Source organism: Mesorhizobium sp. M0698 (genome assembly GCF_040320455.1).
GTDB lineage: Bacteria > Pseudomonadota > Alphaproteobacteria > Rhizobiales > Rhizobiaceae > Mesorhizobium.
On record NZ_JAMYPQ010000026.1, the window covers coordinates 11,288 to 36,089 of the forward strand.

Annotated in this window: 28 protein-coding genes and 1 pseudogene; 10 read left to right on the top strand and 19 right to left on the bottom strand. The window is 58.6% G+C overall.

Going from position 1 to position 24,802, the window contains the following annotated elements; translation table 11 throughout:
• Positions 1–10 precede the first annotated feature (10 nt).
• The 11 genes from virB11 to NKI16_RS30290 form a co-directional block, all read right to left on the bottom strand.
• Positions 11–1,036, bottom strand: coding sequence for a P-type DNA transfer ATPase VirB11 (gene virB11 / locus NKI16_RS30240; protein WP_502897036.1), 1,026 nt, complete (start codon positions 1,034–1,036; stop codon positions 11–13).
• Positions 1,033–2,496: a type IV secretion system protein VirB10 gene (gene virB10, locus NKI16_RS30245; protein ID WP_352904711.1), complete on the bottom strand. Its 1,464-nt coding sequence runs from the start codon at positions 2,494–2,496 to the stop codon at positions 1,033–1,035. Before virB10 ends, virB11 begins: the two co-directional genes overlap by 4 nt.
• Positions 2,477–3,292, bottom strand: a complete 816-nt coding sequence (locus NKI16_RS30250; RefSeq protein WP_352904712.1) for a TrbG/VirB9 family P-type conjugative transfer protein — start codon at positions 3,290–3,292, stop codon at positions 2,477–2,479. Before NKI16_RS30250 ends, virB10 begins: the two co-directional genes overlap by 20 nt.
• On the bottom strand, positions 3,289–4,005 hold the full coding sequence (locus NKI16_RS30255) for a VirB8 family type IV secretion system protein (protein WP_352827209.1): 717 nt from the start codon (positions 4,003–4,005) through the stop codon (positions 3,289–3,291). Before NKI16_RS30255 ends, NKI16_RS30250 begins: the two co-directional genes overlap by 4 nt.
• 65 nt (positions 4,006–4,070) lie before the next feature.
• Complete coding sequence (locus NKI16_RS30260) at positions 4,071–5,114, bottom strand: TrbL/VirB6 family protein (RefSeq protein WP_352924271.1); 1,044 nt, start codon at positions 5,112–5,114, stop codon at positions 4,071–4,073.
• A 182-nt stretch (positions 5,115–5,296) separates the two neighbouring features.
• Positions 5,297–6,031: a type IV secretion system protein gene (locus NKI16_RS30265; RefSeq protein ID WP_352827204.1), complete on the bottom strand. Its 735-nt coding sequence runs from the start codon at positions 6,029–6,031 to the stop codon at positions 5,297–5,299.
• Between the two features lie 9 nt (positions 6,032–6,040).
• A complete protein-coding gene (locus tag NKI16_RS30270; protein WP_352924273.1) occupies positions 6,041–7,198 on the bottom strand; it encodes a transglycosylase SLT domain-containing protein in 1,158 nt (385 codons plus the stop codon).
• Complete coding sequence (locus tag NKI16_RS30275) at positions 7,182–9,584, bottom strand: VirB4 family type IV secretion/conjugal transfer ATPase (protein WP_352827199.1); 2,403 nt, start codon at positions 9,582–9,584, stop codon at positions 7,182–7,184. Before NKI16_RS30275 ends, NKI16_RS30270 begins: the two co-directional genes overlap by 17 nt.
• Positions 9,581–9,874: a VirB3 family type IV secretion system protein gene (locus NKI16_RS30280; RefSeq protein ID WP_023720449.1), complete on the bottom strand. Its 294-nt coding sequence runs from the start codon at positions 9,872–9,874 to the stop codon at positions 9,581–9,583. The genes NKI16_RS30275 and NKI16_RS30280 overlap by 4 nt, the downstream gene beginning before the upstream one ends.
• Positions 9,875–9,877: 3 nt before the next feature.
• A complete protein-coding gene (locus tag NKI16_RS30285; RefSeq protein WP_023720448.1) occupies positions 9,878–10,192 on the bottom strand; it encodes a TrbC/VirB2 family type IV secretion system protein in 315 nt (104 codons plus the stop codon).
• 12 nt (positions 10,193–10,204) lie between these two features.
• On the bottom strand, positions 10,205–10,813 hold the full coding sequence (locus tag NKI16_RS30290) for a lytic transglycosylase domain-containing protein (protein ID WP_352924275.1): 609 nt from the start codon (positions 10,811–10,813) through the stop codon (positions 10,205–10,207).
• A gap of 132 nt (positions 10,814–10,945) precedes the next feature.
• Between NKI16_RS30290 and NKI16_RS30295 the strand changes: the two genes are divergently transcribed.
• The 3 genes from NKI16_RS30295 to NKI16_RS30305 are packed head-to-tail and all read left to right on the top strand — an operon-like array spanning position 10,946 to position 12,253.
• Positions 10,946–11,548 (top strand): hypothetical protein, encoded by a 603-nt coding sequence (locus NKI16_RS30295; protein ID WP_352924276.1) that lies wholly within the window; start codon positions 10,946–10,948, stop codon positions 11,546–11,548.
• Positions 11,545–12,102, top strand: coding sequence for a thermonuclease family protein (locus NKI16_RS30300; RefSeq protein ID WP_352924278.1), 558 nt, complete (start codon positions 11,545–11,547; stop codon positions 12,100–12,102). Before NKI16_RS30295 ends, NKI16_RS30300 begins: the two co-directional genes overlap by 4 nt.
• Positions 12,089–12,253: a hypothetical protein gene (locus NKI16_RS30305; RefSeq protein WP_352442836.1), complete on the top strand. Its 165-nt coding sequence runs from the start codon at positions 12,089–12,091 to the stop codon at positions 12,251–12,253. Before NKI16_RS30300 ends, NKI16_RS30305 begins: the two co-directional genes overlap by 14 nt.
• Here NKI16_RS30305 and NKI16_RS30310 read toward each other — a convergent pair.
• Positions 12,250–12,594, bottom strand: coding sequence for a hypothetical protein (locus NKI16_RS30310; RefSeq protein WP_031195334.1), 345 nt, complete (start codon positions 12,592–12,594; stop codon positions 12,250–12,252). The genes NKI16_RS30305 and NKI16_RS30310 overlap by 4 nt on opposite strands.
• A 141-nt stretch (positions 12,595–12,735) precedes the next feature.
• On the opposite strand from NKI16_RS30310, the gene NKI16_RS30315 reads away from it, so the two are divergent.
• The 4 genes from NKI16_RS30315 to NKI16_RS30330 are packed head-to-tail and all read left to right on the top strand — an operon-like array spanning position 12,736 to position 15,919.
• The gene (locus tag NKI16_RS30315; RefSeq protein ID WP_352924280.1) at positions 12,736–13,365 is read left to right on the top strand and encodes a response regulator; all 630 of its coding nucleotides are present in this window, start codon (positions 12,736–12,738) and stop codon (positions 13,363–13,365) included.
• A gap of 13 nt (positions 13,366–13,378) precedes the next feature.
• Complete coding sequence (locus tag NKI16_RS30320) at positions 13,379–14,071, top strand: FkbM family methyltransferase (RefSeq protein WP_502897639.1); 693 nt, start codon at positions 13,379–13,381, stop codon at positions 14,069–14,071.
• Positions 14,052–14,606 carry a putative pterin-binding protein gene (locus tag NKI16_RS30325; RefSeq protein ID WP_352924282.1) on the top strand — a complete coding sequence of 185 codons (555 nt, stop codon included), beginning with the start codon at positions 14,052–14,054 and terminating at the stop codon, positions 14,604–14,606. Before NKI16_RS30320 ends, NKI16_RS30325 begins: the two co-directional genes overlap by 20 nt.
• Positions 14,603–15,919 carry a sensor histidine kinase gene (locus NKI16_RS30330; RefSeq protein ID WP_352924284.1) on the top strand — a complete coding sequence of 439 codons (1,317 nt, stop codon included), beginning with the start codon at positions 14,603–14,605 and terminating at the stop codon, positions 15,917–15,919. Before NKI16_RS30325 ends, NKI16_RS30330 begins: the two co-directional genes overlap by 4 nt.
• Positions 15,920–16,043: 124 nt before the next feature.
• Here the strand turns inward: NKI16_RS30330 and NKI16_RS30335 are convergent, their stop codons facing one another.
• On the bottom strand, positions 16,044–16,571 hold the full coding sequence (locus NKI16_RS30335) for a helix-turn-helix domain-containing protein (RefSeq protein ID WP_352924286.1): 528 nt from the start codon (positions 16,569–16,571) through the stop codon (positions 16,044–16,046).
• A gap of 117 nt (positions 16,572–16,688) precedes the next feature.
• Here NKI16_RS30335 and NKI16_RS30340 point away from each other — a divergent pair, with 117 nt between their 5' ends.
• The gene (locus NKI16_RS30340) at positions 16,689–17,291 is read left to right on the top strand and encodes a hypothetical protein (protein ID WP_352817827.1); all 603 of its coding nucleotides are present in this window, start codon (positions 16,689–16,691) and stop codon (positions 17,289–17,291) included.
• A gap of 57 nt (positions 17,292–17,348) precedes the next feature.
• On the top strand, positions 17,349–17,807 hold the full coding sequence (locus NKI16_RS30345) for a hypothetical protein (RefSeq protein WP_352817829.1): 459 nt from the start codon (positions 17,349–17,351) through the stop codon (positions 17,805–17,807).
• 787 nt (positions 17,808–18,594) lie between these two features.
• On the opposite strand, the pseudogene NKI16_RS30350 reads toward NKI16_RS30345, so the two are convergent.
• Together NKI16_RS30350 and NKI16_RS30355 are read right to left on the bottom strand one after the other, a co-directional pair.
• Positions 18,595–19,470: pseudogene (locus NKI16_RS30350) on the bottom strand (MBL fold metallo-hydrolase).
• The gene (locus NKI16_RS30355; protein ID WP_352924289.1) at positions 19,457–20,962 is read right to left on the bottom strand and encodes an aminotransferase class V-fold PLP-dependent enzyme; all 1,506 of its coding nucleotides are present in this window, start codon (positions 20,960–20,962) and stop codon (positions 19,457–19,459) included. Before NKI16_RS30355 ends, NKI16_RS30350 begins: the two are co-directional and overlap by 14 nt.
• 93 nt (positions 20,963–21,055) lie before the next feature.
• Here NKI16_RS30355 and NKI16_RS30360 point away from each other — a divergent pair, with 93 nt between their 5' ends.
• Positions 21,056–21,538 (top strand): Lrp/AsnC family transcriptional regulator, encoded by a 483-nt coding sequence (locus tag NKI16_RS30360; protein ID WP_352817830.1) that lies wholly within the window; start codon positions 21,056–21,058, stop codon positions 21,536–21,538.
• 184 nt (positions 21,539–21,722) lie between these two features.
• Here NKI16_RS30360 and NKI16_RS30365 read toward each other — a convergent pair whose 3' ends face one another.
• From NKI16_RS30365 to NKI16_RS30380, 4 genes are read right to left on the bottom strand one after another with little or no spacing between them, the layout of a single operon-like run.
• Complete coding sequence (locus tag NKI16_RS30365) at positions 21,723–22,415, bottom strand: amino acid ABC transporter permease (RefSeq protein ID WP_352817832.1); 693 nt, start codon at positions 22,413–22,415, stop codon at positions 21,723–21,725.
• Between the two features lie 18 nt (positions 22,416–22,433).
• A complete protein-coding gene (locus tag NKI16_RS30370; protein ID WP_031194726.1) occupies positions 22,434–23,150 on the bottom strand; it encodes an amino acid ABC transporter permease in 717 nt (238 codons plus the stop codon).
• 59 nt (positions 23,151–23,209) lie between these two features.
• The gene (locus NKI16_RS30375; protein WP_352817834.1) at positions 23,210–24,037 is read right to left on the bottom strand and encodes a transporter substrate-binding domain-containing protein; all 828 of its coding nucleotides are present in this window, start codon (positions 24,035–24,037) and stop codon (positions 23,210–23,212) included.
• Positions 24,038–24,061: 24 nt separating this feature from the next.
• Positions 24,062–24,802 carry an amino acid ABC transporter ATP-binding protein gene (locus NKI16_RS30380; protein ID WP_352508388.1) on the bottom strand — a complete coding sequence of 247 codons (741 nt, stop codon included), beginning with the start codon at positions 24,800–24,802 and terminating at the stop codon, positions 24,062–24,064.

Sequence of the window (24,802 nt, forward strand, 5' to 3'; positions counted from 1 at the left end):
TGGGCCCCCGCTAGATTGTCTCCGCCTTGGTGAATTTGATCTCACTGATGCCGCGTCGTCCGCCTTCGGTGCGGACCATCTGGACGACCACCGGAATGACCTCCCGCAGGTAGTCGAGGATTTCGCTTCGTGAGAGGCCCGAGCTGCCCTGCATGACCATCAGCGCCAGCCGCTCATAGGCGGACCGGGCGGAATTGGCATGAACGGTGGTGAGCGAACCAGGATGGCCGGTGTTGATCGCCTGGAGAAACGCGAAGGTTTCAGAGCCGCGTAACTCGCCCAACAGCAGACGGTCGGGTCGCATTCGAAGCGAAGCCTCGAGCAGCTGTTGCGCGGAAACCTTGGCAAGGCCCTGGTCGCCCTTCGAGGCTATCAGGGTGATGTTGTTGGGAGCCGGCAGCCTCAGTTCGCGGGTGTCTTCGATGGTGATGATCCGTTCATGAGCCGGGATCTCCTTCAAGAGTGCATTCAAGAACGTCGTCTTGCCGGTCGACGTACCGCCTGAAACGACGATCGAGACGCGGTTGCGCACTGCATACTGCAGGAACTCCATCGGCGATGTGTCGTGCAGCATTTCGACAAGTCGCTTTTCCTCGGTTGACAGCGCCAGTCCACTGCCCATCGCCGTGTTCTCGAATGCGCCGAGATCCTTGTAGGCATCAAGGCTCATATCCATGATGACCTGCTTGCGGATCGAAATCGCCCCGCCCTCGGGAGCCGCGGGCGGCAAGACGCATTGGATGCGCTCACCCGAGGGTAGAGCAGCCGACAGGACCGGCTTCTCTTCGTTGATGACCTGATTTGTCGCCGAGGCGACGCCGGTCGAGATATGCCTAATCCAGCCGGGCGTGACCTCGCGCTTGACGACGTGCTCCATTGCTTTTGCGCCGAGGCGTTCGATGAACAATTCACCCGGCCTGTTGATTGCAATCTCGGAAACGGAATCTTCGTTCAAATAGGACCATATTGGCTCCAGATGAGCCCGCAGGACCGGGGCTCTCGCCCAAGGGTCGGGGAGGGGATGGACGGCATTCATTTCACCGGGCTCCCATAGCCGCGATAAAAATGATCCTTTGGCGTCGCGTAGAGAGGCGTCGGATCGATCGCCGTCTTCGGCGGCCCACCGGCCTTTAGGCGCACTACTTCCTCCTGAATGGGATCGGCGTACAAATCCGAGAAATCGAGATCTCGCCGCACCAGCACGACAATGGATGTACCCTGGTCGACGTAGACTGTCGGGCCAATGTTCTGCGTGTCGCGAAACGCCTCTTGCGCGAGTTGCTGCAGGGCGGTCGATGACTTGTCGAAGGCGATGCCGCGGGCGTCGCGCTGCGAGCCATTGCCGCCATAGGTCACGGTCGTGGTCTCACCGGTCACGGGATCGATCGTCGACACCTGGCGCTGTTGGCCATCTTGCCCGCTATCGCCAAGCGAGGACAGATATTCAGAGACGCCGCCGACGACCGAAAGCATGATGGCGTTGCCGTAGCGTTCAACCCAGTGCGTATCGACACGGCCGCCCATGCCGCCGCGGCCGAGCGCGTCGGCGCCGGGCGATTTGATATCGACGGAAATGCCGTCCGGGCGGATGACCCTGCTCCAGACGATCAAAACACGCTTTTGACCGCGCGCAAGCCCCGAGCGGTATTCTCCGGCCAGGCGCGAGCCCTTCGGAATGAGGATCCGCCTGCCGTCGAGCGAGAAGACATCCTCACGCACGACCGCGCGCACGGCGCCGGGAAGGTCCGTGTTGATCGCGGTTTCCAAATAGCCGCCAATGATCGTTCCTTCAGGGATCAACGCGTCGGTTCGTCGGAAGGCCCTGGCTTTGACGATGCCGGAAGAGCTTGCGTCAGACTGCGCCAGAAATGCCTTGTTGGGATCGCTGTCCGCGCCGGGCACCGGTACGATCTGACCGTCCGGCGCGATTTCGACTTGCGTCGCCTGGGCGCCGGCATCTGTCGAGCCGGTTTGATCATTCGTCACCATCTGATTCGACCGCAGGCGTTCCCACACCGCTTTTTCATGCTCGGCGGCCTCTGCCTTACGGCGAGCCTGGTCCTCAGCCGCTGCCTTGCGGCGGGCTTCTTCCGCCTCGGCCTTGCGGCGAGCTTCCTCGGCCGCCATTTGCGCCTCCAGCGCGCGCCGCTGCGCATCGAGATCCGCGCCCTCCTGCACGGTCTGATCAACATTATCGGCTTGTTGCGTGCCGTTCTGGTCGGCGGCCGGTGGCGGCACCACGATCTGGTCGATCGTGCCGTCGGCAGGTTGCGGCGGTTCGTTCAACGCCGGCGGGCGGAACTCGGGCGGGTTGAAGTTTTCCTCGCCATTGCTGCGAACATCGCGCGATACCGGCTCTTGAGGCCAGTTCAGCCATATCAGCGCGCCAACCAGCACCACGCCGAGGCCCACCAGGGCGATCCTGGTACCGACGCCCGCACCGCGGCGCGCGACCGTCGGGCTGCCGTCCAACTGGTTATAGTCGATCTGGGTCATCATCGCCTCCGCTGGATCCGAACAGGGTGGAACCGCCTGTCAGTTTCGTTGGACCGTAGACCCGCTCGACCGGATCGATTTCGTTGGGTCGCGTCCGGTTGTAGAGGCAAAGCGTCTTGCCATCGGCGCGCAAGGTGAATTGCCGCGCGACCTTGTCGATGACGGTGTATTTGCCCTGCGTGCGAACGTTGACCAGCGACTCATGGCGCTTGTCGTCGACAACGAAAATCGCCGGAATGTCACCCTTGAACTCCAGAAACACCTTGGTCCCGTCGTCGAATACGGTGCGCGGCTTCAGGCTGTCGTCGCCCTTGTAGGCATAGTCGTAGTTGAGGTCGGCATAGTTCAGGTCCTTCAAATCCGGATCGGCGGCGCTCTCTTTGGCCTGTGAGAGCAGGCGCGCGTTGATATCCTCGTCCGGGTATTTGAACCGGACCTGGAAGGATGCCCGGTCACGGCTATTGTCGGTTGCCTGCAGCAGCAAGGAATAGACGCGCCGGTTGGTAACCACGTTGACGTTGGTCCACGCATCGCGCTCCAGCGGCTTGACGAACAGAAATCGCGATCCGCGTTTGGGGATGATCGACCAGCCTTTCGTGTCGCCAGCGGAAACGGTTTCGATGACTTCTGTCGGACTGAGTTCGACCATCGTGGAAATCCCAAGAGCGGCGCGCACCGACGTCACGTCGTCGTTGTTGAAGGTGACATATCGGATGCGGCTGTCGCGTGCGGCCGCGCCGTGGATCGCACCGAGCAGAAGGGCGGCCGAAAGGACGAGGCCCGCGCGCCGTCTCATTGCAGGCTCCCCGCGGCCGGCGCGGATTCCTGGTCGCGGCGGTAGTCCGTAACCTGAAATCCCAACGGGTTGTCGAAACGCCATTCGTTCTTGAGCGGCGTTGAGGTGTAGCGGAACTTTATCACCGCCACCCAATTGTCGGCGGTGGACGAATTGTCCCGCCGCGTCGTCGTGGCAAAGCGCACCGAGGCTGTGTTGCGATTGAGCAGTGAAACGGACTTGATCTCGACCGAGACAGTGACATTGCGGCCAAAAATCTTGTCCAGCGATTGTGGATTTGCAGGCGTATAAAGCCACGTCAAATGCTTGGACGCCGCGTCGGTGGAGTAGAGCTGCGCCAGGTCGTAATTCTGTTTCAGCTCACGCGAATCGTAAGTTTCGCGGGCTCTGATGTATCGCACCAGATTGGCCGCCGTGACGGCCTCGTTCTGCGACAAATCTCCAGGCTTCAGCGCGCGCATGATCTCGAGGTAGCCCGTCGATTTGTCGACCTCGACAACATATGGTTCGAACTGCCGGAGCGGCAGTATCAGCACGAGCGCCAGCAGCGACAGCACCGCAACCAGTCCCGAAATGCCGCTGACGATCCAGGCCAATGTACGCGATCGGCGCATTGACCTGTGCGTGTCGTCTTCCCAGGTCGCGCCCGCTTTGTAATAGCGCTTGTCGACGAGCTCGCCGCTTTCAGTGACTTCTTCCAATGGAGTTGACACTTTACTCCTGCCTCGTTGCGCGACGCATCCTGATCCAGGGCCGCGATCGGTGATCGGTGAGTGTTCTAGGCCAGAGGCCTGGAGTTATCGCGCGCACCTTGCTGGATGGCGGACCGGGTTGCGGCATCCGCCCTGGCTGCTCGCGAAGATCGAAAACTGTTTGTCGCGAGCTGCCGGGCGCCCCGAGCGGCGCGGCCCGCCGCCCATCGTGCACCGGAGTAGCGCACGGCATTCCTGCCGAAGGTCCCATAGGAGTAACGAGCTCCCACGGCGCTGAGATACCCGCCGCCGTTCAGGATCGAAGCAATCGAGGGTATCTGCATGAGAACGTAGATCCCGATGATCGTCACCAGCACCAGTGGCAGCACCAACGACATCTTGCTGTCCATGGTTGCTCCACCGGACGTGGCGGTGTTCAGCGCCGCATTGACGAGCGAGAAGTAGAAGCCGAGAAATCCGTAGATCAGGATTTGCTGGATCATCAGGAAGGTGGTGAGCGAAAGGAAGCCTTCGCTCATGCGCGAGGACCAGCGGTAAAGCCAAAGAATGATCCATATCGGCGCCAAGGCCAGCGTGATGAACAACATTACCTTGGCGGCGATGAACGCGGCAATGGCAAGCGCTGCGAAGATGATGGCAGACAGCAGGACGAGCAGCGACAAGAGCGCACCAAAAATGTCATAGAAGGAACCGCTGTAGACCTGATTGGCGACGTCCTGGGCCCCTTGGTAGAGATTGTCGATCAGCGCTGGAATTGCCGCCTGGTCGCTAAGTTGATTGCCGGTGGCCCGCGACACGGCGCCGACGATCACCTTACCGACCTCGTCTGGAATGCTTTGCACGAGCTGATAGATAGTCGCGGAAAATGTGCCCCATCCGGTCAGCAGCAGATAGATGATGACGGCGCGACCGAGGCGATAGGCCGCTTCGATTGGCGAAATCGACTCTCGTCCGCTCAGGATCAAATAGCCCCACCACACGATATAAAGGGTCAGCATCAGGGTGAAGACGTTGCCCATCGCATTGCCCAACTGCATATAGACGGTGCGAACGAAGTCCTCGCCGATGTTGTCAATGCCACCGAGGATGCTTGCGGCAAGACCGTTCATGGATCCTCGTCAATGATGCTGGCGAAAGGCGTTGAATTGACCGGCTTCAGCGCGCCGCAGTCGTCGGCGTGGGCATACGCCAAAGGCCCGCACGGCGCTTTCAGTTCACGTTTTGCGCAACCGAAAAGCCCTGCGCTGAGCCCAACCACAAGGCATATGCGGACCACACGCCTCGACAAGTGCTAACCTCCGCTCTTGCCAAAGTCCGCGAACGGATTGACGTTGCGTGGCGTCATCATCTTCTGCACCTGGCTCTGGCGAAGAAGATCTCCCTTCAGCTTCTCATTCAGGGCCGCGACCGCACCGTTCTGGACGCCGATCAATTCGTTGACCGCGCGCGCGTTTTCCAGCTGCATTCGTGTGTTCTGGTCCACCGAACCCTTGACGTCCTGCGACTGCCCGATCTGCCCGCTCGCGGACTGCAGAGACTGTTGGCGCTGGGTAACGCCCTGCGAGGCCTGCGAGGTCAATGCGCTTAGCAGCGAGGCCACGTTGACGCTGCCGCCATAGGCTGTGTTGACGGCGCTTGTCTCCTTGTCGGCAATCTGCTGGAGCTGCTTCACCAGCTGCAGCCCGTTGATGACGGCGCCGGCGATTTTCTGAATTTCGGGCGACAGGCCACCAAACGAAAGCGCACCGCCATTCAGGATCGATCCGAACGACGGCGCCTGGGCAATCGACATGTTGCCGCCGAGGCCCATTTGTCCGATGCCAAGCGAACCGTCACGGCTGCCGCTGAGAGCCTGCAGGATCTCCTCGCTCTTTTTCAGGATATCCTTGTTGGAGTCCATGATGGAGTTGGTGTTGTCCGCGTTTTTACGGGCGACATCGAGATTGGCGCCATCAATGACGGCAATCTGTGCAAGGGCCGTGCTTGCCCAAAGCGCCAGACTGGCGGCAATCGCGAATTTCTTCATGTCAGCCTCCTATTGCTGTAGAGAATTGATCACGCTGGCAGCGCCGGCAGGATCACTGGTGATGATCATCGAGCGACTGTCGGCCGAGCTTGCCCCCGCGTTCTCCAGTGCGCATGGTAGCCACCGGCCGCGATCGATCCCCAACCGCTCCAATTCCGCGGGATCACAAGAGAACGGGTTTGGAGAGCCACTCTTCGGCTGTTGCACCAGCTTGGACGACTGCGATGCCTGAACGTTCTGCAACGATAGAAGTTGGGCCAGCAAGGCCGTAAAATCCCCCGCCTGGGCGAGGTACTGGTTGGTGACATCGGCATTGATCCCACGAGCGGACGAGTTCAGCTCCCAAGCGTCCTTGTATTCGGTCACTTGGCCAACACTGCCCGCCAGCGCGTCGATTGCAGCATTGTTGGCGCCCATCTGCGATGAGCTTGCATCGAGGCCGCCAGCCGCCTTCCTCACCGTGCCCATGGCCGCGTCTTGGGCCGTGGCGCCTGCGCCGTCGGCCGTTACGATCGAGAATGGCGGCGGCGCGGCGGCCGGAGCCTTGCCGCTCGACACATAGTCGTTGAAGTAGCTGTTCCAGCGGCCGACACCGCCGGCCCACTGGTTTTGCTCCCCAGCGTTCGATCCGTTGTAAAAGGAGGCGAGACAGCTGTAATTCGTCGCCCCGCATTGCTTGACGCCCATTCCGAGGTATTTGACACCGCCTTCGACATTCTGCTCGTTCACGTCGCGGTCCAGTCCCAGGGACTTGCCGGTGCCCTTGGTCAGCTGCATGACGCCTTTGACGCCGGTGTGGCTCCCGGCGCATGTGTCGAAGCGCGATTCCTGATAGGCGACGGAAAGCGCCAGGCCTTCGGGCACGCCGTACTTTTGCGCATAATAGCGGATTAGCTTTACGTTGCCGGCGTCGCGCTGCAACGCGTCCGCCGGCGACCGGCGAAACATCTGTGAGCGGTATTTGTTCGAATAGGTGCAGATGACGCTTTTCTTCCTGTCGGTTTCGTCCTTCTTGGCCTCATCCGACTTCGTGCTGTGCTGCTCGTCCTCTTGCCGCTTGTCGAGGTTCGGCCCGTCGATCACCGCGATCTGAGCGATAGCCACGCTCATGCTTTCCGCCGTCGCGAGAGCCACGGCCAGACAAGCGCTGCTAAGCCGCTTCGTCATGCTCGTTCTCCCATCCGCAGAAGTATGGCAGCCACATCTCCGGCTCGTCGCCGAAGGTTTCCCGGAGCCGTGCGCATTCCTTGCTGTTGGCTTCGCTCGAGGACAAGACCTTGATGAGATCGGGCATCGCCGACAAATCGAGTTTGGCGACGATCGAGTCGCTGTCGTGCTTGACGAGGAAGGTGCGTGTTTCCTTGGCGGTTCGGCGCACGAACTCGAATTCCTTCGCCGTCAACGAGAAGCGCTCGATGTAGGAGTCCTTGCTCGCCTTCGGGTTGGGGAAGAAAATGTTGGTCTTCGTTTGCTCGATCAGCGACGACGAGATTGAGGAATTGACGACGTCTTCCGCCGTCTGCGTGCCGAAGCCGACCACGCCGTTCCGGCGACGAATGGTCTTCAGCGTCTCATTGATGAAGGCAGCGAAAACCTCGTCATCCAACAGCTTCCAGCCTTCATCGAGGAAGAGCATGATCGGCGAGCCGTCGATGACGTCCTCAAGACGATGAAAGATATAGAGCAACGCCGCCGAGCGCAGCTTTCGGTCGCCTAGGATCTTCGTCATGTCGAACCCGACAACGGGCTTCGAGAAATCGATGAGATCGACGGGATTGTTGAAAAGCCAGCCCTTGTCCTTCGGATCGAGCCAGGGCTGTATCCGCGCGGCCAGATCGTTCATGCCGGGCATGAGCGAGCCGCGCAGCACTTCCGGCAGCAGGTCGAAGGTCCGCTGTTCGCGCGGGATCTTGTAGATCATGTCGACGGCGGCGTTGATCACGCGCATCTCCGCCACATCAAGCGCGCCGCCTTCCGGCGTTAGAATGTAGATGAGCAAATCTTGCAGGAAGGACCGGTTTTCTGCCGTGTCCTCGATCTGCAATGGCGCGAACCCGGTCGGCTGAGAAGGCTCCATCACCTCATATCGACCGCCGAGCGCCCGAACGAAAATTTCAGCGCCGCGCATATAATCGAAATACACACATCGCGGCCTTGGCATGATGCGCATGGCCTGCGCCATCAGGAACGACAGCACCACGGTCTTTCCCGAGCCCGTCGGTCCGAACACCGTGAAGTGTCCGACATCGTGAACGTGGAAATTGAAATAGTACGCCGTCTGGCTGGTCGTTTCGAGCAAAGCGATTGGCCGTTTCCAATGCAGCCGTTCACGTTGGCCGGACGGGAAATTGTGTCCTGAAAAAAGGCCCGCGAAATTTAGCGACGAGATCAACGCACGTCGCGCGATGTAGCTGAAATTTCCCGGCAACTGCGCCCAAAAGGCCAGTTCCGTGTTCAGTGTCTCGCGAACTGGCACGATCGACATGCGCGAAAGCTCAGCCGTGATGTCGGATAGCGCACGGTTGAGCCCGCTCATGTCCGGTGCCAAGGCCATGACGCTCATGTGATGTTGTCCGAAGACGACTTCGCCGCCGGCCAGCTTGTCGGCCCCGTCGTGGACGGACTCCTCGACCGTCGTGCCCGCCTCGTCTGAGCCCTCAACCTGGTTCGCGATGGTGTTGATCCTGCGCATCGCGGTTACACGGTCTTCGATCGCAAAACTCTGGGTCAGAACAAACTCATGTGGCAGGCGCAAGAGACCATCCAATGAGCCCGGAGCGGTGAACGGTGGGTATTCCTTGATCGACACCATGGCGCCGAGCTTGCCAGCGTCCGGTCCGCGAAGTTCCAGCGCGGACTTGCCAAAAAACAGCTGCCGCGTCGCCAGCACATCGCCAAGGCTCATGCGCGGCAAAGGCATTTCCAGGTCGACGCCGCCGGCGAGGATCTTGGCCAAAAATTCCGCGGGCTCGGAAAAGAAGCTGTCGCGGCGTTTCACGACGCCGAGAAGCCGCGCACCATAAGCCGTGAAATCCTTGACGACGCCGTCGAGAACGTCACGCAATTCGGCCATCGCCTCTTCGCGGGTCTCTTCGCCCGCCGTACTTATGCGAAACGCATTGAGCGCCTTGTCCACCCAGCCGACGCGGCCGACCATCGGTCGGCGTATGACCGCCAGATACGCCTCGTTGACGAAAAGGTTTTTCGCCGCAAGCTCATCCATGTAGCGGGCGTCGAGCTCGGCCACGAAAGGATTGTCAAAGTCGCCTTCGATCTCAGGTATCACGTGGCGGCGGATGATCGTCGTGTAGACCGCAAAGCGAGAGGTCGAGTGATTGCGGAACGTCGTGTTGCGGTTGAACATGCGGCTGTTCAACTCGGCCTGGTCCATCGTCTGGAACGGCAGGCCACTGAGCTGGATGACGCCGACAAGAAAGCCGCTCTTCGTTACGATCAGATTGTCATCGACATGGCGAAGGTAGGGGATGTGCATCGCCGCTGGCTTCTCGCGGCGGCGCTCACGGCCAAATTTCAGGTCGGCATCAAGGCTCATGGCGAATAGCTCCTCGCGCCCCAAAAAGTAAGGTTCGCCACCGCTCCGCGTTTGGAAACGCGCCGTTCAAAAATATGAAACATGTAGGGGTCGCGCTGGCACAGATATGCGCTAACCAGATGCACCACGCCGAACACGCCAAGGCCGAGCATGAAGCTGCTCGTGGCGATAAAACCGATCACCGCCAAGATGCCATTCAGTGCAAAAACTTCATAGCGCACGCCCCATTTCATCGGGGGGCGTGTCAGTGGCAGGCTGACCGGCTCGACATACACTTCCTCGTCGTCCATGTTTCAGCTGCCTCCCGCAGTCGCGCGAACCGCATCCACCAGCTGGGCAGCGCCGAAGATCAGAGCGATGCCAATGATGATGGAAAAAGCCATCATCCACGCCAGTCGGCCCGTCATGGCGAGGAAGCCAAGAAAACAGACCGCGATGATGGCGAATGAGCGCGCTATGTTGCCCTGCAGAACTCCGACGAACCACTCCAGCACGTTTTCGACAGGTGCCGCGGACTGGGCATACGCAGTGGCTGGCGCGAGAGCTATTCCGACCGCCGAGGCCAAGGCCAGTTTCAGGGCAAATTTGCCCGCTTTCCTGTATTCCACCCTTGGCTCCTTTCAGTTGCCGAAATCCATGACATGACCATCCTGCCAAGCGTCCTCGCTTGCTGGCGAAGCGGCCGCGAGCGTCTCGGTTTTGGCCAGGGCGGACTTCTTCACCACGCCGCCGAACTTCCAGCGGTTCAGTATTTTCACGATGTATTCCGCCGTCTCCGGATTCACCGGAATGCCCTGCGCCTTGTAGACGCTGTTGGGCCCGGCGTTGTATGCCGCCAGCATCAGCAGCGGATCCTGGAACTCGTCATAAAGTGACTTCAGATAGCGGAGGCCAGCGCGGACATTTGCCGCTGTATCGCAACGATCGCTGACCCCTAGATCGGCCGCCGTGCCCGGCATCAGCTGCATGATTCCCAGGGCTCCGGCCTTCGAGGGACCCTGACTGGCGCCGAGATCGCTTTCGGCCCATGCAACTGCCTCGGCCAGATTGGCGTCGAAGCCTTCCTCTTGCGCGATTGAACGCACAAGTCGGGACACGTCAGCCCGATTTCCGGTCTTGCACGCCCCCGGCCTATTCGCCTCGGCTGCGGCAATGGCTTGCGCCGGCGTTGCAAAGGCGACTGCCACGCGGTCTGATGCCAGGTCCCGGCCGTGCGCTTGCAACGGCATCGTGGCGCCAAACAGGGTGAGCAGAAGAGCGAATCGAGTGTTCATACTGTCGCCAAAATTTAACACTTTACTATGGCTACACGCAGCCCTAGTAAAGTGTCAACACGATATGCGCCGCAGGGACGAATTTCGATGAAACAGACGGCCCTTTGCATGGTTTTGCTGCTTCAGGGCACCGCGGCTTTTGCTGCCGGCGCCGACGCTCCGAGCGCCTTTGCGCGGCCGTCGGAGCACTACCTGCTCCAGTTTGCGAAGCCGGGCGAGAAGGTGTTCGTCTATGAACGCTACGATGCAAAAGGCGCGCTCTTTCAGCGCGATGCGGCCGCTCTCATCGGGCCAGTTAAAGTGCCGTCGGCGACCGAGCGCGTCGTCAACGGAGTGACATACCGGCTGCGCGGCCTTGCGGCCTGCCCCAAACCGAAGATTGCGTACAAGACGCAGCAATGGGACTGCACGAAGGCCGCGCAGGACTATGAAGAGGCGATCTACAACGATCGTGCATCTGTCGTGCTTTGCAAAACACTTGTGCTGCAAAGCAAGAAGGGTGAACCCGACGCCGTGTCGTGTTTCTCACTCGTGGGTGCGGGCAATGCAAACGACCCGTACAACGTCGCCTACGACGATGACGAAATGGTTTTTTTCGACATGGCGGCAATCGGACGTAACAAGGACGGCAAGTCGCTGCGCCCCGATCTCGAGCATTCCGCCGACCTCGGTGGACAGTTCCAGGAATGAAGCAGGCGAGCTTCGCAGTGCTGGCCGCATTTGGTTTGTGCGCTTCGGCCCAGGCCCAGGAGGCATCCGAGTCTGCCGTGCCAACGCCCTTCGCGGTATCGAAATCGGCTCAACTGCTGACCGGAGATACCTGGCGTGACGGAGATCACCTTTTCCGCCTCTATGGCGTCCAGTCATGTCTTCGAGGCACGTCAGCTGAAGAGCCAAACGGTAACAAAATCGATTGCGGGAACACCTCGCTGGCGCACCTGGCTGCCCTGTTCGATAGCGCCGCGGTTACATGCCAGCCAATCGGCTATGCCCTCGACAAGGCGGTTTTTGTCGTGTGCGGTGCGCAGCTCAATGGCGAAACGATCGACGTTGGCACAGCGCTCATAGCAACCGGATACGCGTTTGCCGCGACGACAGCAAAGGGCAAAGCCGTCGATCAGAACTACCTCGTCGCGGAAATCAACGCTAAGATGAAACGTGCGGGTTTGTGGGGCACGACGTTTCAGCATCCTGTGCAACTGCTGTTAAACAAGCGGTCGGAGAGACAGCATGAAACACGATGATGAAGCGCACAGATATTACTATCCCGTCGAAGGACGCGGCGACGGCGCCATTGGCGGAGCGGCTGCGTTCATCGCGATCATTTTGGTGCCGGCGGCCATCTACGCGGCCTGGAATACCGTGGCCTCATGGATTTCGACGATCTTTTCTTAGGGCTGCAGTTTCGTGAAGGAACCGAGCAACGCGCGCCAATCGTCGACATCAATCTCGCACCAGCCATGAGCCGTCAGCCGTTGGAAGTAAGCAGCCTTCATTTTCATTTCCGCGATAGTGGCTACTGGAGCAATGGCAGCACGCCTTCGCACAGCGGCCTCCTCCGCCATGACCGCGTCCAGCCTCTCACCCAGCACGATCGCGTCCGGCCCTTCGGCCCCCATCCATCGCTTGCCGATACATTCAAGCGCGGCAACGCTCTGACGATGTTCCGCAATCAGTTTTGCGACGTCTTCAGCCGCTTCCATCTGTCCATTGCTGCAGACCTGTTGAATAGGCATCGTCCTCGCCCTGGCGTACATCGGTCACATACTGGTAGCTCGGGAGGTGAGGAAAAATAGGGATGACATCATCCCTTTTTTGAAGCGACCAATTCTGAGAGACAGGGGCGGTGGGCGCCTGCGTAGAGGGATTGGCTTCCAATGTTTCGTGCCCTGGTGGTCGAAGACCAGACACTTATGCGTCTGGCACTGATGAACGAAGTGCAAGCAAGCTTCGAAGAATGCATTGTCCTGGGAGCGGAGACGCTGAACATCGCGGCTGCCGAGCTTCAAAACAATCATTTCGATCTTGTCGTGATCGATCCTGGCTTGCCCGGTTTTGATCCCACCTCACAGGGCGACCGCGTCGCTGTCGTCGACAAGATCATCGAGGCTTCACCCAGTGCGATCCATGTTGTCGTCACCGGTTCTGACAACCTTTGCGAGGCGGATGGCTTCCGGCAAATCGGCGCTGCCGCCTATCTCGGCAAGACCGGGCTTGCGCCCGGCGTGTTCAGGGACGTGCTGGACGATATTTCCACCAAGGGATTCTCGTTGCGCCTGTCGCGGGTTGTCATGACCAAACCCGATTATCGCTTTTCTGTTCTTACACCGCGCGAACAAGAGGCCATCGACATGATGGCGCATCGCGAACCCGGCGTGAAACGCAAGGAGATCTTTTCGCTCATGGCCGACCGGCTGGCCATTGATGCCGGCTCGGCCGAGAAATACTACAAGCAGGCTCGCGCCAAGCTCATGCGGCAAGGCCATCCGCTCCCACGAGGTCTGTGAGACAATTGCGCCCATGATCGTCCATGGAATCAAGGTTCCTGTCGCACCACAGGATGTTTCGCCGGTTATCTGGAGAGCGCTTCAAAGCCAGAGCTATGAGGCGAAGGAAGCGAAGGGGATCTTCAGGGCAGTCAAGGCGCGCGATCGCGTACTGGAGCTAGGGTCCGGTATCGGCATCATCACCGCACTGATCGCGAAAATCCCCGGCGTTCAGGTGTGGGCTTTTGAAGCGAATCCCGCAACAGCGGAACTAGCGAAGCGCGTGATAGCGGCCAACGATCTCGACAATGTCACATATTCGCAGGGTATCCTCACAGCAGGCCCGCCGCGGTCCTTCACCTTCTACGTTCGCCGCGACCTTTGGATGTCTTCCACGGACAAAGACCAAGGACCATATGAGCGCGAACTTTCGATCGTCTCGGCCGACGTCGATCGTTTCATCGCCGATCATCGAATAAACGCCCTCGTCATGGACATTGAAGGAGCTGAGAAAGAACTTCTGCAGGATGCCGAGCTGCCCGGCGTCGAACGCATCTTTCTTGAGCTGCACGACCACCTCTATGGCCTTGACGGCATCCGCAACATCACCCTTGCCCTAGCAGAAAAGGGATTTGCCTACGATCCGCGGGGCTCCCGAGGACCTTGCGTCCTCTTCGCTAAGAACGATGGCCCCCGCGAATACGAGGATGTGGAAGATGTTGCGTAGTGCTCTCGCCGTCATGTTTGCCGTAGCCCTTCCGCTCGCCAGCGCCGCCGAGGAAATTCCGCTCGATCCCAACGAAGTGTCGGTTCAAGACGCCAGCGGCAAGACTGTCGCCGTTTTTTCAGTAAAGCAGCTGCGGGCAGACTTTCCACAACAGACCTATGACACGCGTACGCCTTGGACGAGCGACAACGAGAAAATCGAATATCGTGGGCCGCTGCTTGCAAATGTGCTTGCCAAGGCCGGAGTCACCGCCGTGCAGGAGGTCAAAGTTGTCGCCTATGACAACTTCGTTTCCGACATTCATATGGACGAAATCCGGTCTTATAATCCGATCCTGGCGGTCGAGCGTCGTTGCAACGAGAACGACAAGGCCAGTTCACTCTGCCCACCGGGCCAGGATTTCCGCCCGATCAGCATGGTAGAGAAAGGCCCCATCTTCATCGTCTGGCCCTTCGACCAGCTGCCCGCCTCCTACGTTCCCGCAAGAAACTCGATCTGGGTGTTTTTCCCAGTCGTCCTGCGCGCCACGCAATGAAGTTCTTCAACGGCCGTTTGCTCACTGTTCTGCCCTATCTCGGTATGGCTGCAGCGCTTGGGCTGAGTGCGTGGACATTCATCCAATCGAACCGCTATCGTCAGGAGACGGATGCCATCCTCAATCAGACTTTCGAGATTCAGTGGCGCGCGGCACAGATTCGCGAGCGCCTTATACGGGTCTATGGGTATCTTCGCATTGCCGACGAGACGGGCAAGCTTGATGCCGACATCGATCGACAAATGGCGCTTGTGAGCGTCAACGTCGCGCAGTTGGAAAACCTGCCCTATCTGAATCGCTTTTTTCCCGACCATGACGCCGAACTCCTGGGCCGGATTCGCCTGACCCTCGAACAGAAAATTGCACCTCTAGTTTCAGCTCGCAAAAACTACACCCAAGCCATTGCCGACATGGCCAAGCTGGAACAGTCAATTTACGAGATTTCCAGCTCTACTGTTGATCACAGCGCCACCTTGCAGCAGACCGCCAGCATCGACATCGCCGCCTCGCGCAACTGGTTCATCTTCGCCATCGCACTTGGCCTGGGTGCTATTTTCTATCTCGTGATCCATCAACGCTATGCCTTGGCCAGCCGCCGCGATCAGCATATGCGCTCGTTCGCGTCGCTCTTTGCGCATACCACCCGATCGCGTGTTTCAGCCTTGAGACTGTTTCTTGAGCGTGCACAGCCAGACAAGCAGTGGAGCAGCGAAATGCTTGAGGCTGCGCGCAGTGCCGCGACCGAATTGGAATCAATCACTAACAGTGTGCTTCAGATCGCCTATGCGCCACAAGATTCCAGCACCGCGCCGCTCGGCCCATTGCTCGAGGATCTCGCGCAAGATCGCGGCAGTTTGGTGCAAGTCTCGGTCGACTCCAAAGCGCGTTTGCAACTTGTTCCGGCGACGCCGTCACGGTTGGTGGTCAATGAGTTGATAGAAAACGCTCTGGCCGCCCTATCCGGCGCCAGAAACGCACAAGTTCTCATCTCCGCGACAGTCAAGCGACACCCGTTCCTCCCACGCACTTATCTCGTGCTTGAAGTGGCCGACGAGGGCTCAGGCATGCCGCCCGCGATCGCTGCAAAAGCAACCACGCCCTTCTTTTCAACGCGAGCCGGGAACCACACTGGCCTTGGTCTGACCGCATGTTCCCAGATGGTCTCGACGCTGAACGGAAAGCTCATCATCAAAAGCGCTCATGGTATCGGCACAACCGTACAGGTCAGAATTCCCCTGGCTTCCGCCGCAGCCACTTTTTGGCAATCGTTCCGCAGGTACGGGCGAACAAAGGAACACTCGTGGGGCGGCTAGGGATCAGCTCTGCTCTATTTTGACGTGAATTGCGCGGTCTGCGCGAGCATCGCCAGAGCCTGCCGGTCATTCCGTAGTCTCCGCTAGAAGGATGATGACGCTGGATCAGCTCTCGAATGGGTGCCTACCCCTCCAGCTGATCAGAAACAGGTAGGTCTGCTGTTGGTGGGATCTTTTCGGAAAAGAGGAAGGTCGCTGGATCCAGTTTTAACGCCTTGGCGATCGCGGCAATCGTGTCCACGCTGATATTGCCGCTCGCGCGCTCCAGTTTCGTGAATGTCGCCTCCGCCACACCGATGAGTTCGGCCATCTCATAGCGGTGCAAAGTACGTCGTTGTCGCTCAGAATCGATGATGTGCGCCAGCCGCTTGCGGATCGTATTGTCGTCCAACCGATGCGCCCATTCCGGAACTTTCTTACCACCGGCCAGCAGTCCTGCAAAGGACACTTGCAAGCCGTTTGCCATGATCTGCAGCGTCGTCAATGTGACATTATTTTTCTGACGCACAGTCTGAATGTAGGTTCGATAGGCCAGCTTTTCGCCCTCGGGGGTCCGAAACAGTTCGGCCATGTGCATATGGGATAGGCCGCGTCTGGCTCTCTCCCGCTCAAGCGTCAGTGCAATGTTGGCGCGCAACGGGTTGTTGACCACGCCTCCGTCGTCTCGTTTCATAAATCGATGTAGTCGCACAAACCTGCCTTTTCGACCTGTCCTTTTTCGCGCGGATCATCCATAGTAAACTGTCAAATCTGCAGCGACGAAAAGGCTATGACCATACTCAAATTCCTACTGGGGGGTGCCGTCGCCATCGCGGGCGCCGCAGCTCTTCCATCCCAATCAAAAGCGTCGGAATGGGGCTGTCAGGTCCTCCTATGTCTTTCCGGCGATTGGCAAGGCACCCCCTCGTGCCACCCGCCAATTTACAAGTTGATTGCGGCGATGGAAGCCCCGGGTTTTAATTGGCCGACCTGTCCGCAAGCCAACTCCAGCGCGGCGAGATTTGAGAAGTATGAGGATTGTCCGTCTGGCTGGCAAGCAGTTGGCAGCTCCGAATCCGATCGGCCGGGCTTAGGTCAAGAACGGAACATCTGCCGCATCGCGGCCGATAGGCTCACGCTGCCGGTCACGTTCACGAATAGTCGCCTCGGCCAGAATCATGACAACGGATCTGGACAGGCCCAAATCGAAATCAACGGTAAGGTGGTGACGGCAAAAATCCAGACCGCGGGGAATGATCGAAGGCATGCCCTTGATAATGGCCCCACCTACTACAACATCTCTCGGCCGATGCGCGGAAAGCCGTGGTTCATCGAGTATGACGACGCGAACGGCATTCGCCAGAAAAGCTGGTTCGATCTCAACATGCCATAAGCCAGGCGATCCCGCAGGACGAGGCACTATGAGGGTCACAATTTAGGGAGGTTTGTAGTGTTCAAGGCGCTTCTCCTGTCCACTTTGATTTTGAACACAGGCGCAGTGTTGACGGCGGCTGGTCAGAGCGACAAGCCGCGATCAAGCGAGGACAATCCTATGTGGCCCGCTTCACTGAAATGGGACTGCAAGACCGCTGCCAAAATCGTGTGTGAGCGTGATGGCAGTTGTTCAGTGGCTGAGGACCACACTGGATTTGTGCTGAACTACGGCAGCAATGAAGCTGAGTTCCCGGCCAGCAATGTCAGGATCAAACGCCACTATCAACAGACCGTGCAGGCAAGCCCTTTGCAGCAGGAAGTTAAAGTCGAACTGGCCGACAATCGCGTTCTATGGCTGACGGCCGTGGATGCCAGCCGCACGTATTCGGAAGCGTGGGTCGGCGCACTGAGCGAGTTGAAGGGTGGCGCGGTACTGATGGAATCCGAGGGAGTCTATTGCATGCCGCACAAGTGAGTGCGCGTAGAGGGCCAGGCGAGCGAAGGCTGATGGTCTGCCGGGGGGGGGCGCCGACCCCCTGCGTTTCAGAAGAGTTCAAGGGGTTCCCGTCCAATTTCATCGGACGATGACGTGGTCTTAAGTAGCATCGATCTGTCAAGCCGAGACGTCGAGTAGGCGTTACTGCTGCAACTCTAATCGATTGTCTTTCAATGACCGCCGATAAGACCCGCGTATAGCGTCATGAATACTTTGTCGCTATCAAGAAATATTAACTTTTACTGATGAAAGTCGCATAAGATATCTTATGGAACTTCGATTTCGTTAAACTGAAGCACTACACAAATCTGAACGACGTGCCGTGATGTGGTGCGTGATGGCCCGCGGCCGGGCGCAATCCCGAAGCTGTACGCGAAAATCTCGTGGCGCCAACGATGCTGTCTATGGAATCGCGTCAAATCACCAGTACATACATCGGCTATTTGAGGTTCGCCTCAAGCTTTTCATCCCCAAAAGAATTGCCTCCCAGGTGCGGCTCGATATCCGAAGCTTGGCGATCCTATCCCACATCCGAGATACCTCCTCAGAACATGATCGATAATAGTGTTGCAGACGCGCCACCGCAATTGCTTGCCGCGATCACCTCCGAGAGCGCATCCGAGGATGCTCATTCCGACGACGTACATCGATAGGGCGTAGCGAGGATCGACCCGCCTCCGCCAATCGGACCGAGCGTACACCCGATCAGTGATCCTGAAACCGATCGCGGGCAGGAACTGCTGGAGAGAGCCATCCAATTCGTCAACTAACCCCAGACCGATGCTGGCAGCGCGTCGAGCGGTATCCTCAGATAACGCCGGCCATTTTCCTCGACCTGAGGCAGTTCCCCTCCGCGGATATTGACCTGCAGGGCATGCAATATGAGTTTTGGCATTGGCAATGTCCTGTCTCGGGCCTCTCGAAGCCTGATGAACGTACTCCGAGAATGACCGGCGACATGCGGGTTTTTCGCTTTCTGCTCCGCTACCGAACTCTCCCACAGAGCCTGGCGCCCTCCCGGCCTGTAGTCATGCCCGGTGAAGAGGCGCGTCCGGTCGGGTAGGCTCAAAACGTCCTGGATCGACTTCCATAGGTCAGCTGCGCTGCCACCTGGAAAATCTGCACGGGCGGAGCCGCTATCGGGCATGAAAAGTGTGTCGTGAATGAACGCTGCATCGCCGATGACATAGCTTATCGACGCCAAGGTGTGTCCTGGCGAGTGCATGACGCGCGCTTCCAGCTCGCCGATGTTGAAGGTCTCGCCGTCGCAAAACAGCCGATCTCATTGTGAGCCGTCACACGGGAGATCCGAGAAGTTATAGATCCGTTGCCAGATCCGCTGCACTTGCTTCACGCGCTCGCCGATCGCTGTCGGCACGCCGGTTTTCGCCTTGAGATAGCGCGCGGCCGAAAAGTGATCCGCATGCGGATGGGTGTCCAGGATCCACTCGAGCTTCAAATTGCGGCTGTTGATGTAGTCGAGGATCGCGTCCGCGTTTGTCGTTGCTGTCGAGCCAGACTTTTCGTCGAAATCGAGTACGGGGTCGATTATGGCGCATCTTCGTGAACTCGGGCATGCAACGACATATTGGATGCTGCCCGTCCGTGCATCACAGAACCCGGCGACTTCAGGCTGCTGCATGGGCAATGCCCTCGACTGCGGCTCGCGGGAAGAAGATCGCCCGGCCAGGATCGAGGTCGTAGTCATGCTCGAAGTCCGTTGCGTCGGACGCAATCTGCGCCACGGCATCGAGTATGAACTGCACCTTCTCGTCCGGCAGCAGAACGCTGAAATTCAGCCGGGTGAATCCCGGCTTTTTCATTTCGTCGCCGGAGAGAATGGCTTGCCTGATTTCCTCGGACTGTTCGTCGTCGATCGACAGCAGTCTGTGGACATACGGGCCGGCGCAGGCGCAGCCACCGCGCGCCTGGATCCCGAACCGGTCGCTTAGCATGCGCGTGATCAACTGCTGGTGGACGTAGCCGTCCTTTCCGTTTTTGACCCGGAAGGAAAAGATCGGAAGCCGCTCAGGATCCGATAGACCGAGGAGCTCCAGCCGCGGCAGGGCTTTCCATGCGCGAAAAGCACGACGCGCCAGCTCGCGATTGCGCGCTGTCATCGCGTCGAGTCCGATCGCATCTTTGACGATGAAGGCCAGCGCGGCTCGTATGTCGCCGATCACGTTCGGCGTGCCGGCTTCCTCGCGGGATTCCAGGCTGTCGCTGTAATCGTGTGTCTTCGGGGAGACAAACTTCACCGTCCCGCCACCTGGCCACGACGGCGTTTTCGTCGAAGGTCCGTCGCGTCGAACGATCAAGATGCCGGAGGCGCCGGGACCCCCGAGGAACTTGTGGGGCGAAACAACTATCGCGTCGATCTGGGCATCAGGGGCGGGCGACATGGAAATCGGCAGGTAAGGACCCGCCCCGGCATAGTCCCAGATCATCTTTGCGCCAGCGGCCTTCACGATCGCGGTGATGGCCGCGACATCGCTGGTGATGCCCGTGACGTTCGAGGCCGCGGACATCGAGCATATCGTCAGATCTGACGACCCCCCGCCAACCGCGTCCTTGAGCTGAGACAGGTCCGGCCCGCCAGACGGATGCTCAGCGATTTCCACGATTTCTGCCCCGCTCTCGCGCCAGGGCAGAATGTTGGAATGATGCTCATAGGGACCGATAATGATCCGAGCGCGCTTGCCCGCTGCCACGGCTTCAGCGACGCCGAATAGCTTGACGAGGCGGTTGATCCCCGACGTAGCGCCGGAGCCGGTGAAGATCACAGCATGCCGTTCGGTGGCCCCGCAGAATTGACCGATCAGGGCGCGCGCTTCCCGCCGCATGCGGGTCATGAAGCCTCCGCAATACGAGGCTTCCGTGTGGCTGTTGGCGTAGTACGGCAGGACCTCCTCAAGCACAAAGCGCTCGATCTGGCGGAGTGCGCGGCCTGACGCGACATAGTCGGCGTACACCAAGTCCTTTTGCCCGTATGGACCCACGATTTTCGCCGCCGATCCCACAAGCCCATCCCGGAGGTCGGCGGTCACGTCAGCCTTTTTCTTTAGCCCCTGGCGGAACTTCGACAGAGGGGTCTCGGTCTGCCTCGTGGTTGGGCGAGCTGCTTGCACGGTCATTCTCCCCGGCTCGGATATTGACTTAGATTGTAACCTGCTCCACGCTCGAAAAATTCACCTATTTCCTGCAATTTTTTGCTAGTGACGTGTCAAATGATCGAAGATCGGACGAAAATTGATGCATTTGATATGAAGATTTTGACAGCCATGCAGATCGATGCAAGCCTTTCGCAGCGAGATTTGGCGGAGAGGGTCGGCTTGTCCCAGAATGCGTGCTGGCGGCGGATCCAGCGCCTGCAGTCGCTAGGTCTTATCCGCGGGTCGCACAGCAATATCGATCTGCGAGCGCTGGGGCTCGACCTGACGGTTTTCGTAATGGTTCGCACCCGCCACCATTCCAAGGAGTGGAGTGAGGCGTTCCGTGCCCATGTCGAACGGTTGCCGGAGGTGATCGATTTCTATCGGATCGGAGGGGACTGGGACTATCTGATCAAGGTTGTGACACAAGGCATGTCCGGCTACGATGCGTTCTACCAGAAACTGATCACGAACTTCGACCTGGCTACGGTGACAGGCTTCTTCTCCATGGAAGCGATCATCAACAATCGTCCAGTGGATCTGACCAATCTGCGATAATCCGGCGCGCAATTGGACGCGCCGCTGGCCGTCGAGCAAGCCTTCGGCCGCAGGCCCCGCCAAGGTGTCTATTACAAGCCCACAGATCTGGCTGCGAGCTGGCCCCGCACGTCGGCTGTTTGCAGGCTCTCAACAGAGCCTTGAGTTCCTCCGCCTTGATGCGCGGGTTCCGACGACGCTTCGCTCAGGTCCGTACCCTAAGGGCTTGCTCCAGCCTGTCGGCAATCTGGGTGACGATATAGGCAATCACCATGTAGATCACGACGGCAATCACGAAGGCTTCGAGGTAGTAGTAGTTCAGCGCGGCGGTCAGCTGGGACTGGGCGAAGATATCGACAACCTCGATGGCGAATCCGAGAGAAAGCGCCTTCATGATGACCATCATCGAGGTTGTCAGGTCGGGAATTGCCGTGAGAGCCACCTGGGGAAACAGAATCCGCCGGAACAATTGGCCGTTCGTATAGCCAAGGGAATGGGCGGCGTCTGACTGACCGGTGTCAAAGGCGTTCAGGGCTCCTTTGATAATTTCCGATTGGAACGCAGCGATACAGCCTGTCACCGCAATAATAAGGATAACCGAGTTGGGTGTTTCGTGGGCGTTGAAGTTGATCCCGAGCAACGAGAGCAGGAACTGGAATGCCGGGGGCAGACCGAAATAGGCGAGGAAAATCACGATGACCATCGGAACGCCCTTGAAGACGATCTTGTAAGCCATGATGAGCTCTCGCAGCACCGGGACTCGTCTATATTCGACGAGTGCAAAAATGCTGCCGACGATCGTGGACAGGACGAAAATCGTGAACGCCATGGCAAGCGTTACGGGTACGGCGCCCAGAATTTCCTGGGTGTCCTGGAGCAAAATTTCGGTATCGAACATGGTTTAATACCCTTTAGGTCAGACGCTGGCGATGGCCGCGTTCTTGATCTGAGCTGTTGTCGTGGCCTCAGGCGCCTGCATCGGCGAGCGAAGCTCGAACAAGTGCACGATGAACCAGGCAATCAGGCACATCAGCGCATAGATGACGGCCAGGACGAGGTATGTTTCGAACTGGTACTGGTTATAGTCGCGCTCCATGATCAAATGCGCGGTCGCCATCACGTCGGCCGCCCCAATGTACATGACCAGCGCAACGTTATGGATCAGGTAGATGATGGAATTTCCATAGCCGGGCAATGCGAAGTGCACCGCTTGCGGGCCCACGATGCGGGTGATCTTCTGGCGAAAGGTATATCCGAGACTGTCGGCTGCATCATGCTGGCCGCGATCGACGGCCAGGTATGCGGGCCGCAGGACTTCCGACAGATAGCCGCCATGGTAAAAGCTCAGTCCGACCATCGCAGCGATCGTCGGCGAGAAGAAATCTGCGGAGCCGAACAGCGCCACCAATAGGGGGAGCCCGTAGAACGCGACGAACAACTGGAGGACGACGGGAACGCTGCGGGCATAGGACACGTAGAGGTCGGTGAGGTGGCTGACCACTGGTATCCTGCGAATCCGCAATGTTGTCGCAACGAGCGCCAAGCAAAAGCCGACCAACATGGCGGTAAACGTGATAGCGAGCGTCAGCGGCAATGCCGAGAGCAACTCGGGAATCATAGCAGAAACATCCACTTTGAAACGCTCCTTCTTGCAATTCAGCCTTGCCGCTGACGATATCTACTCAGATCGCATCACTTCATATACTTGACGATGCCTTCGCCAAACCACTTCTGCGATAGCTTTTCGATCGTGCCGTCGTCTTTCAACTCCTTGAGAACTTTGTTCACGTCATCGACCAGAACCTTGTTTTCATCTGACCTGTGAATAAGCATATAGGTATTGTTGCTGAAGACTGGTTCGGACGCCACGATGTCGAGCTTCTTTTCATCGATGACGGTCTGCTCACCAAGATTTGAAGGCAGGACCAGCGCGTCGAACTTGCCGTTCTGAACCTCATCCAAACGGTTTGGATACGGGATTCCGGCGCTCGACGCCGTCACGTCAAGCTTGTATTGCGGATTTTCTTTTTGCCAGTTCATGATGAACTTATAGGTTCCGCCGCCAGCCGTGGTCGGAACGATCCTCTTGCCGACCAGATCTTTCATTTCTTTGATGCCGCTGCCCTTTTTGCTGTAGATCTTCATCAGGCTCGCGCCCATGGGGTTTTCCGGAATGAAGAACTGCTTGGCGCGCTCGGGTGACTTGTAGTAACCACCGACCGCGATGTCGTATTTGCCTGTGGCCAGGCCGGTTTCCTGCGCGATATCAGAGACACCTTCCATTTCGAACTTGTATTGCGGCAGCTTTGCGTTGATCGCCCTCAGCAGATCGGGTTCATACCCTTGCGGCTCGACGCCGAGCGCGCCCCAAGCCAATGGCTTGGATTCGGCAGAGGTCGCGATCTTGATTGTCCGAACGGTCTGACCATAACTGATCCCTGCTGTCGCAAGGGCAATTGCGATGCCGCCGGCGACGGTCAGGGCATAACGACGCGAAAAACTGGATTTGATTACAGACATTTCTTGGGTTCCCTTCTTGTTGGATTATTGAAAAGCGAGTTCAGACTGCAGGAATTGAGCAAGTCGTGGGCTGGAAGGCGCATCGAAGATCTCAGCCGGACTGCCGTCGGCGGCAACCACGCCACGATCCATGAAGACGATCCGGTTCGAGATGTTCTTTGCGAATTGCATCTCGTGGGTCACAAGCAGCGAGGTGATGCCGGACGACGTAACGTCCTTGATCACCTTCAGGACTTCACCGACCAGTTCGGGGTCCAGCGATGATGTCGGTTCGTCGAAGAGCATCACGTCCGGCCGAACCGCCAGCGCACGTGCGATGCCTGTACGCTGGAGCTGGCCACCTGAGAGCTGGGACGGATAGCTGTCCCGCTTCGCTGAGAGGCCGACCCTTTCGAGCTCTCGCAGCGCGATTTCACGCGCCTCGTCCGTGGACTTGCGCTGCACGACGACCAGCGGATCCATGACGTTCTGGAGGACGGTCATGTTCTTGAAGACGTTGAATTGCTGAAAGACCATCGCTGTCCGGAGCCGGATCGCCTGGATGGCTGCCTTGTCGGCGCGCTGATAGTCCATCAGAATCTGGTCGAACGCGATGGTTCCAGATGCAGGCTTAACCAGGTAGTTGATGCATTTCAGCAGGGTGGTCTTGCCGGTGCCGCTTGGGCCGATGATTGACACAACGTCACCTCGCTTTACCGAGAGATTGACGCCGTTCAGGACCTGCGTGCTTCCGTAGGACAGCTTTATATCTTTGAGTTCAAGCAT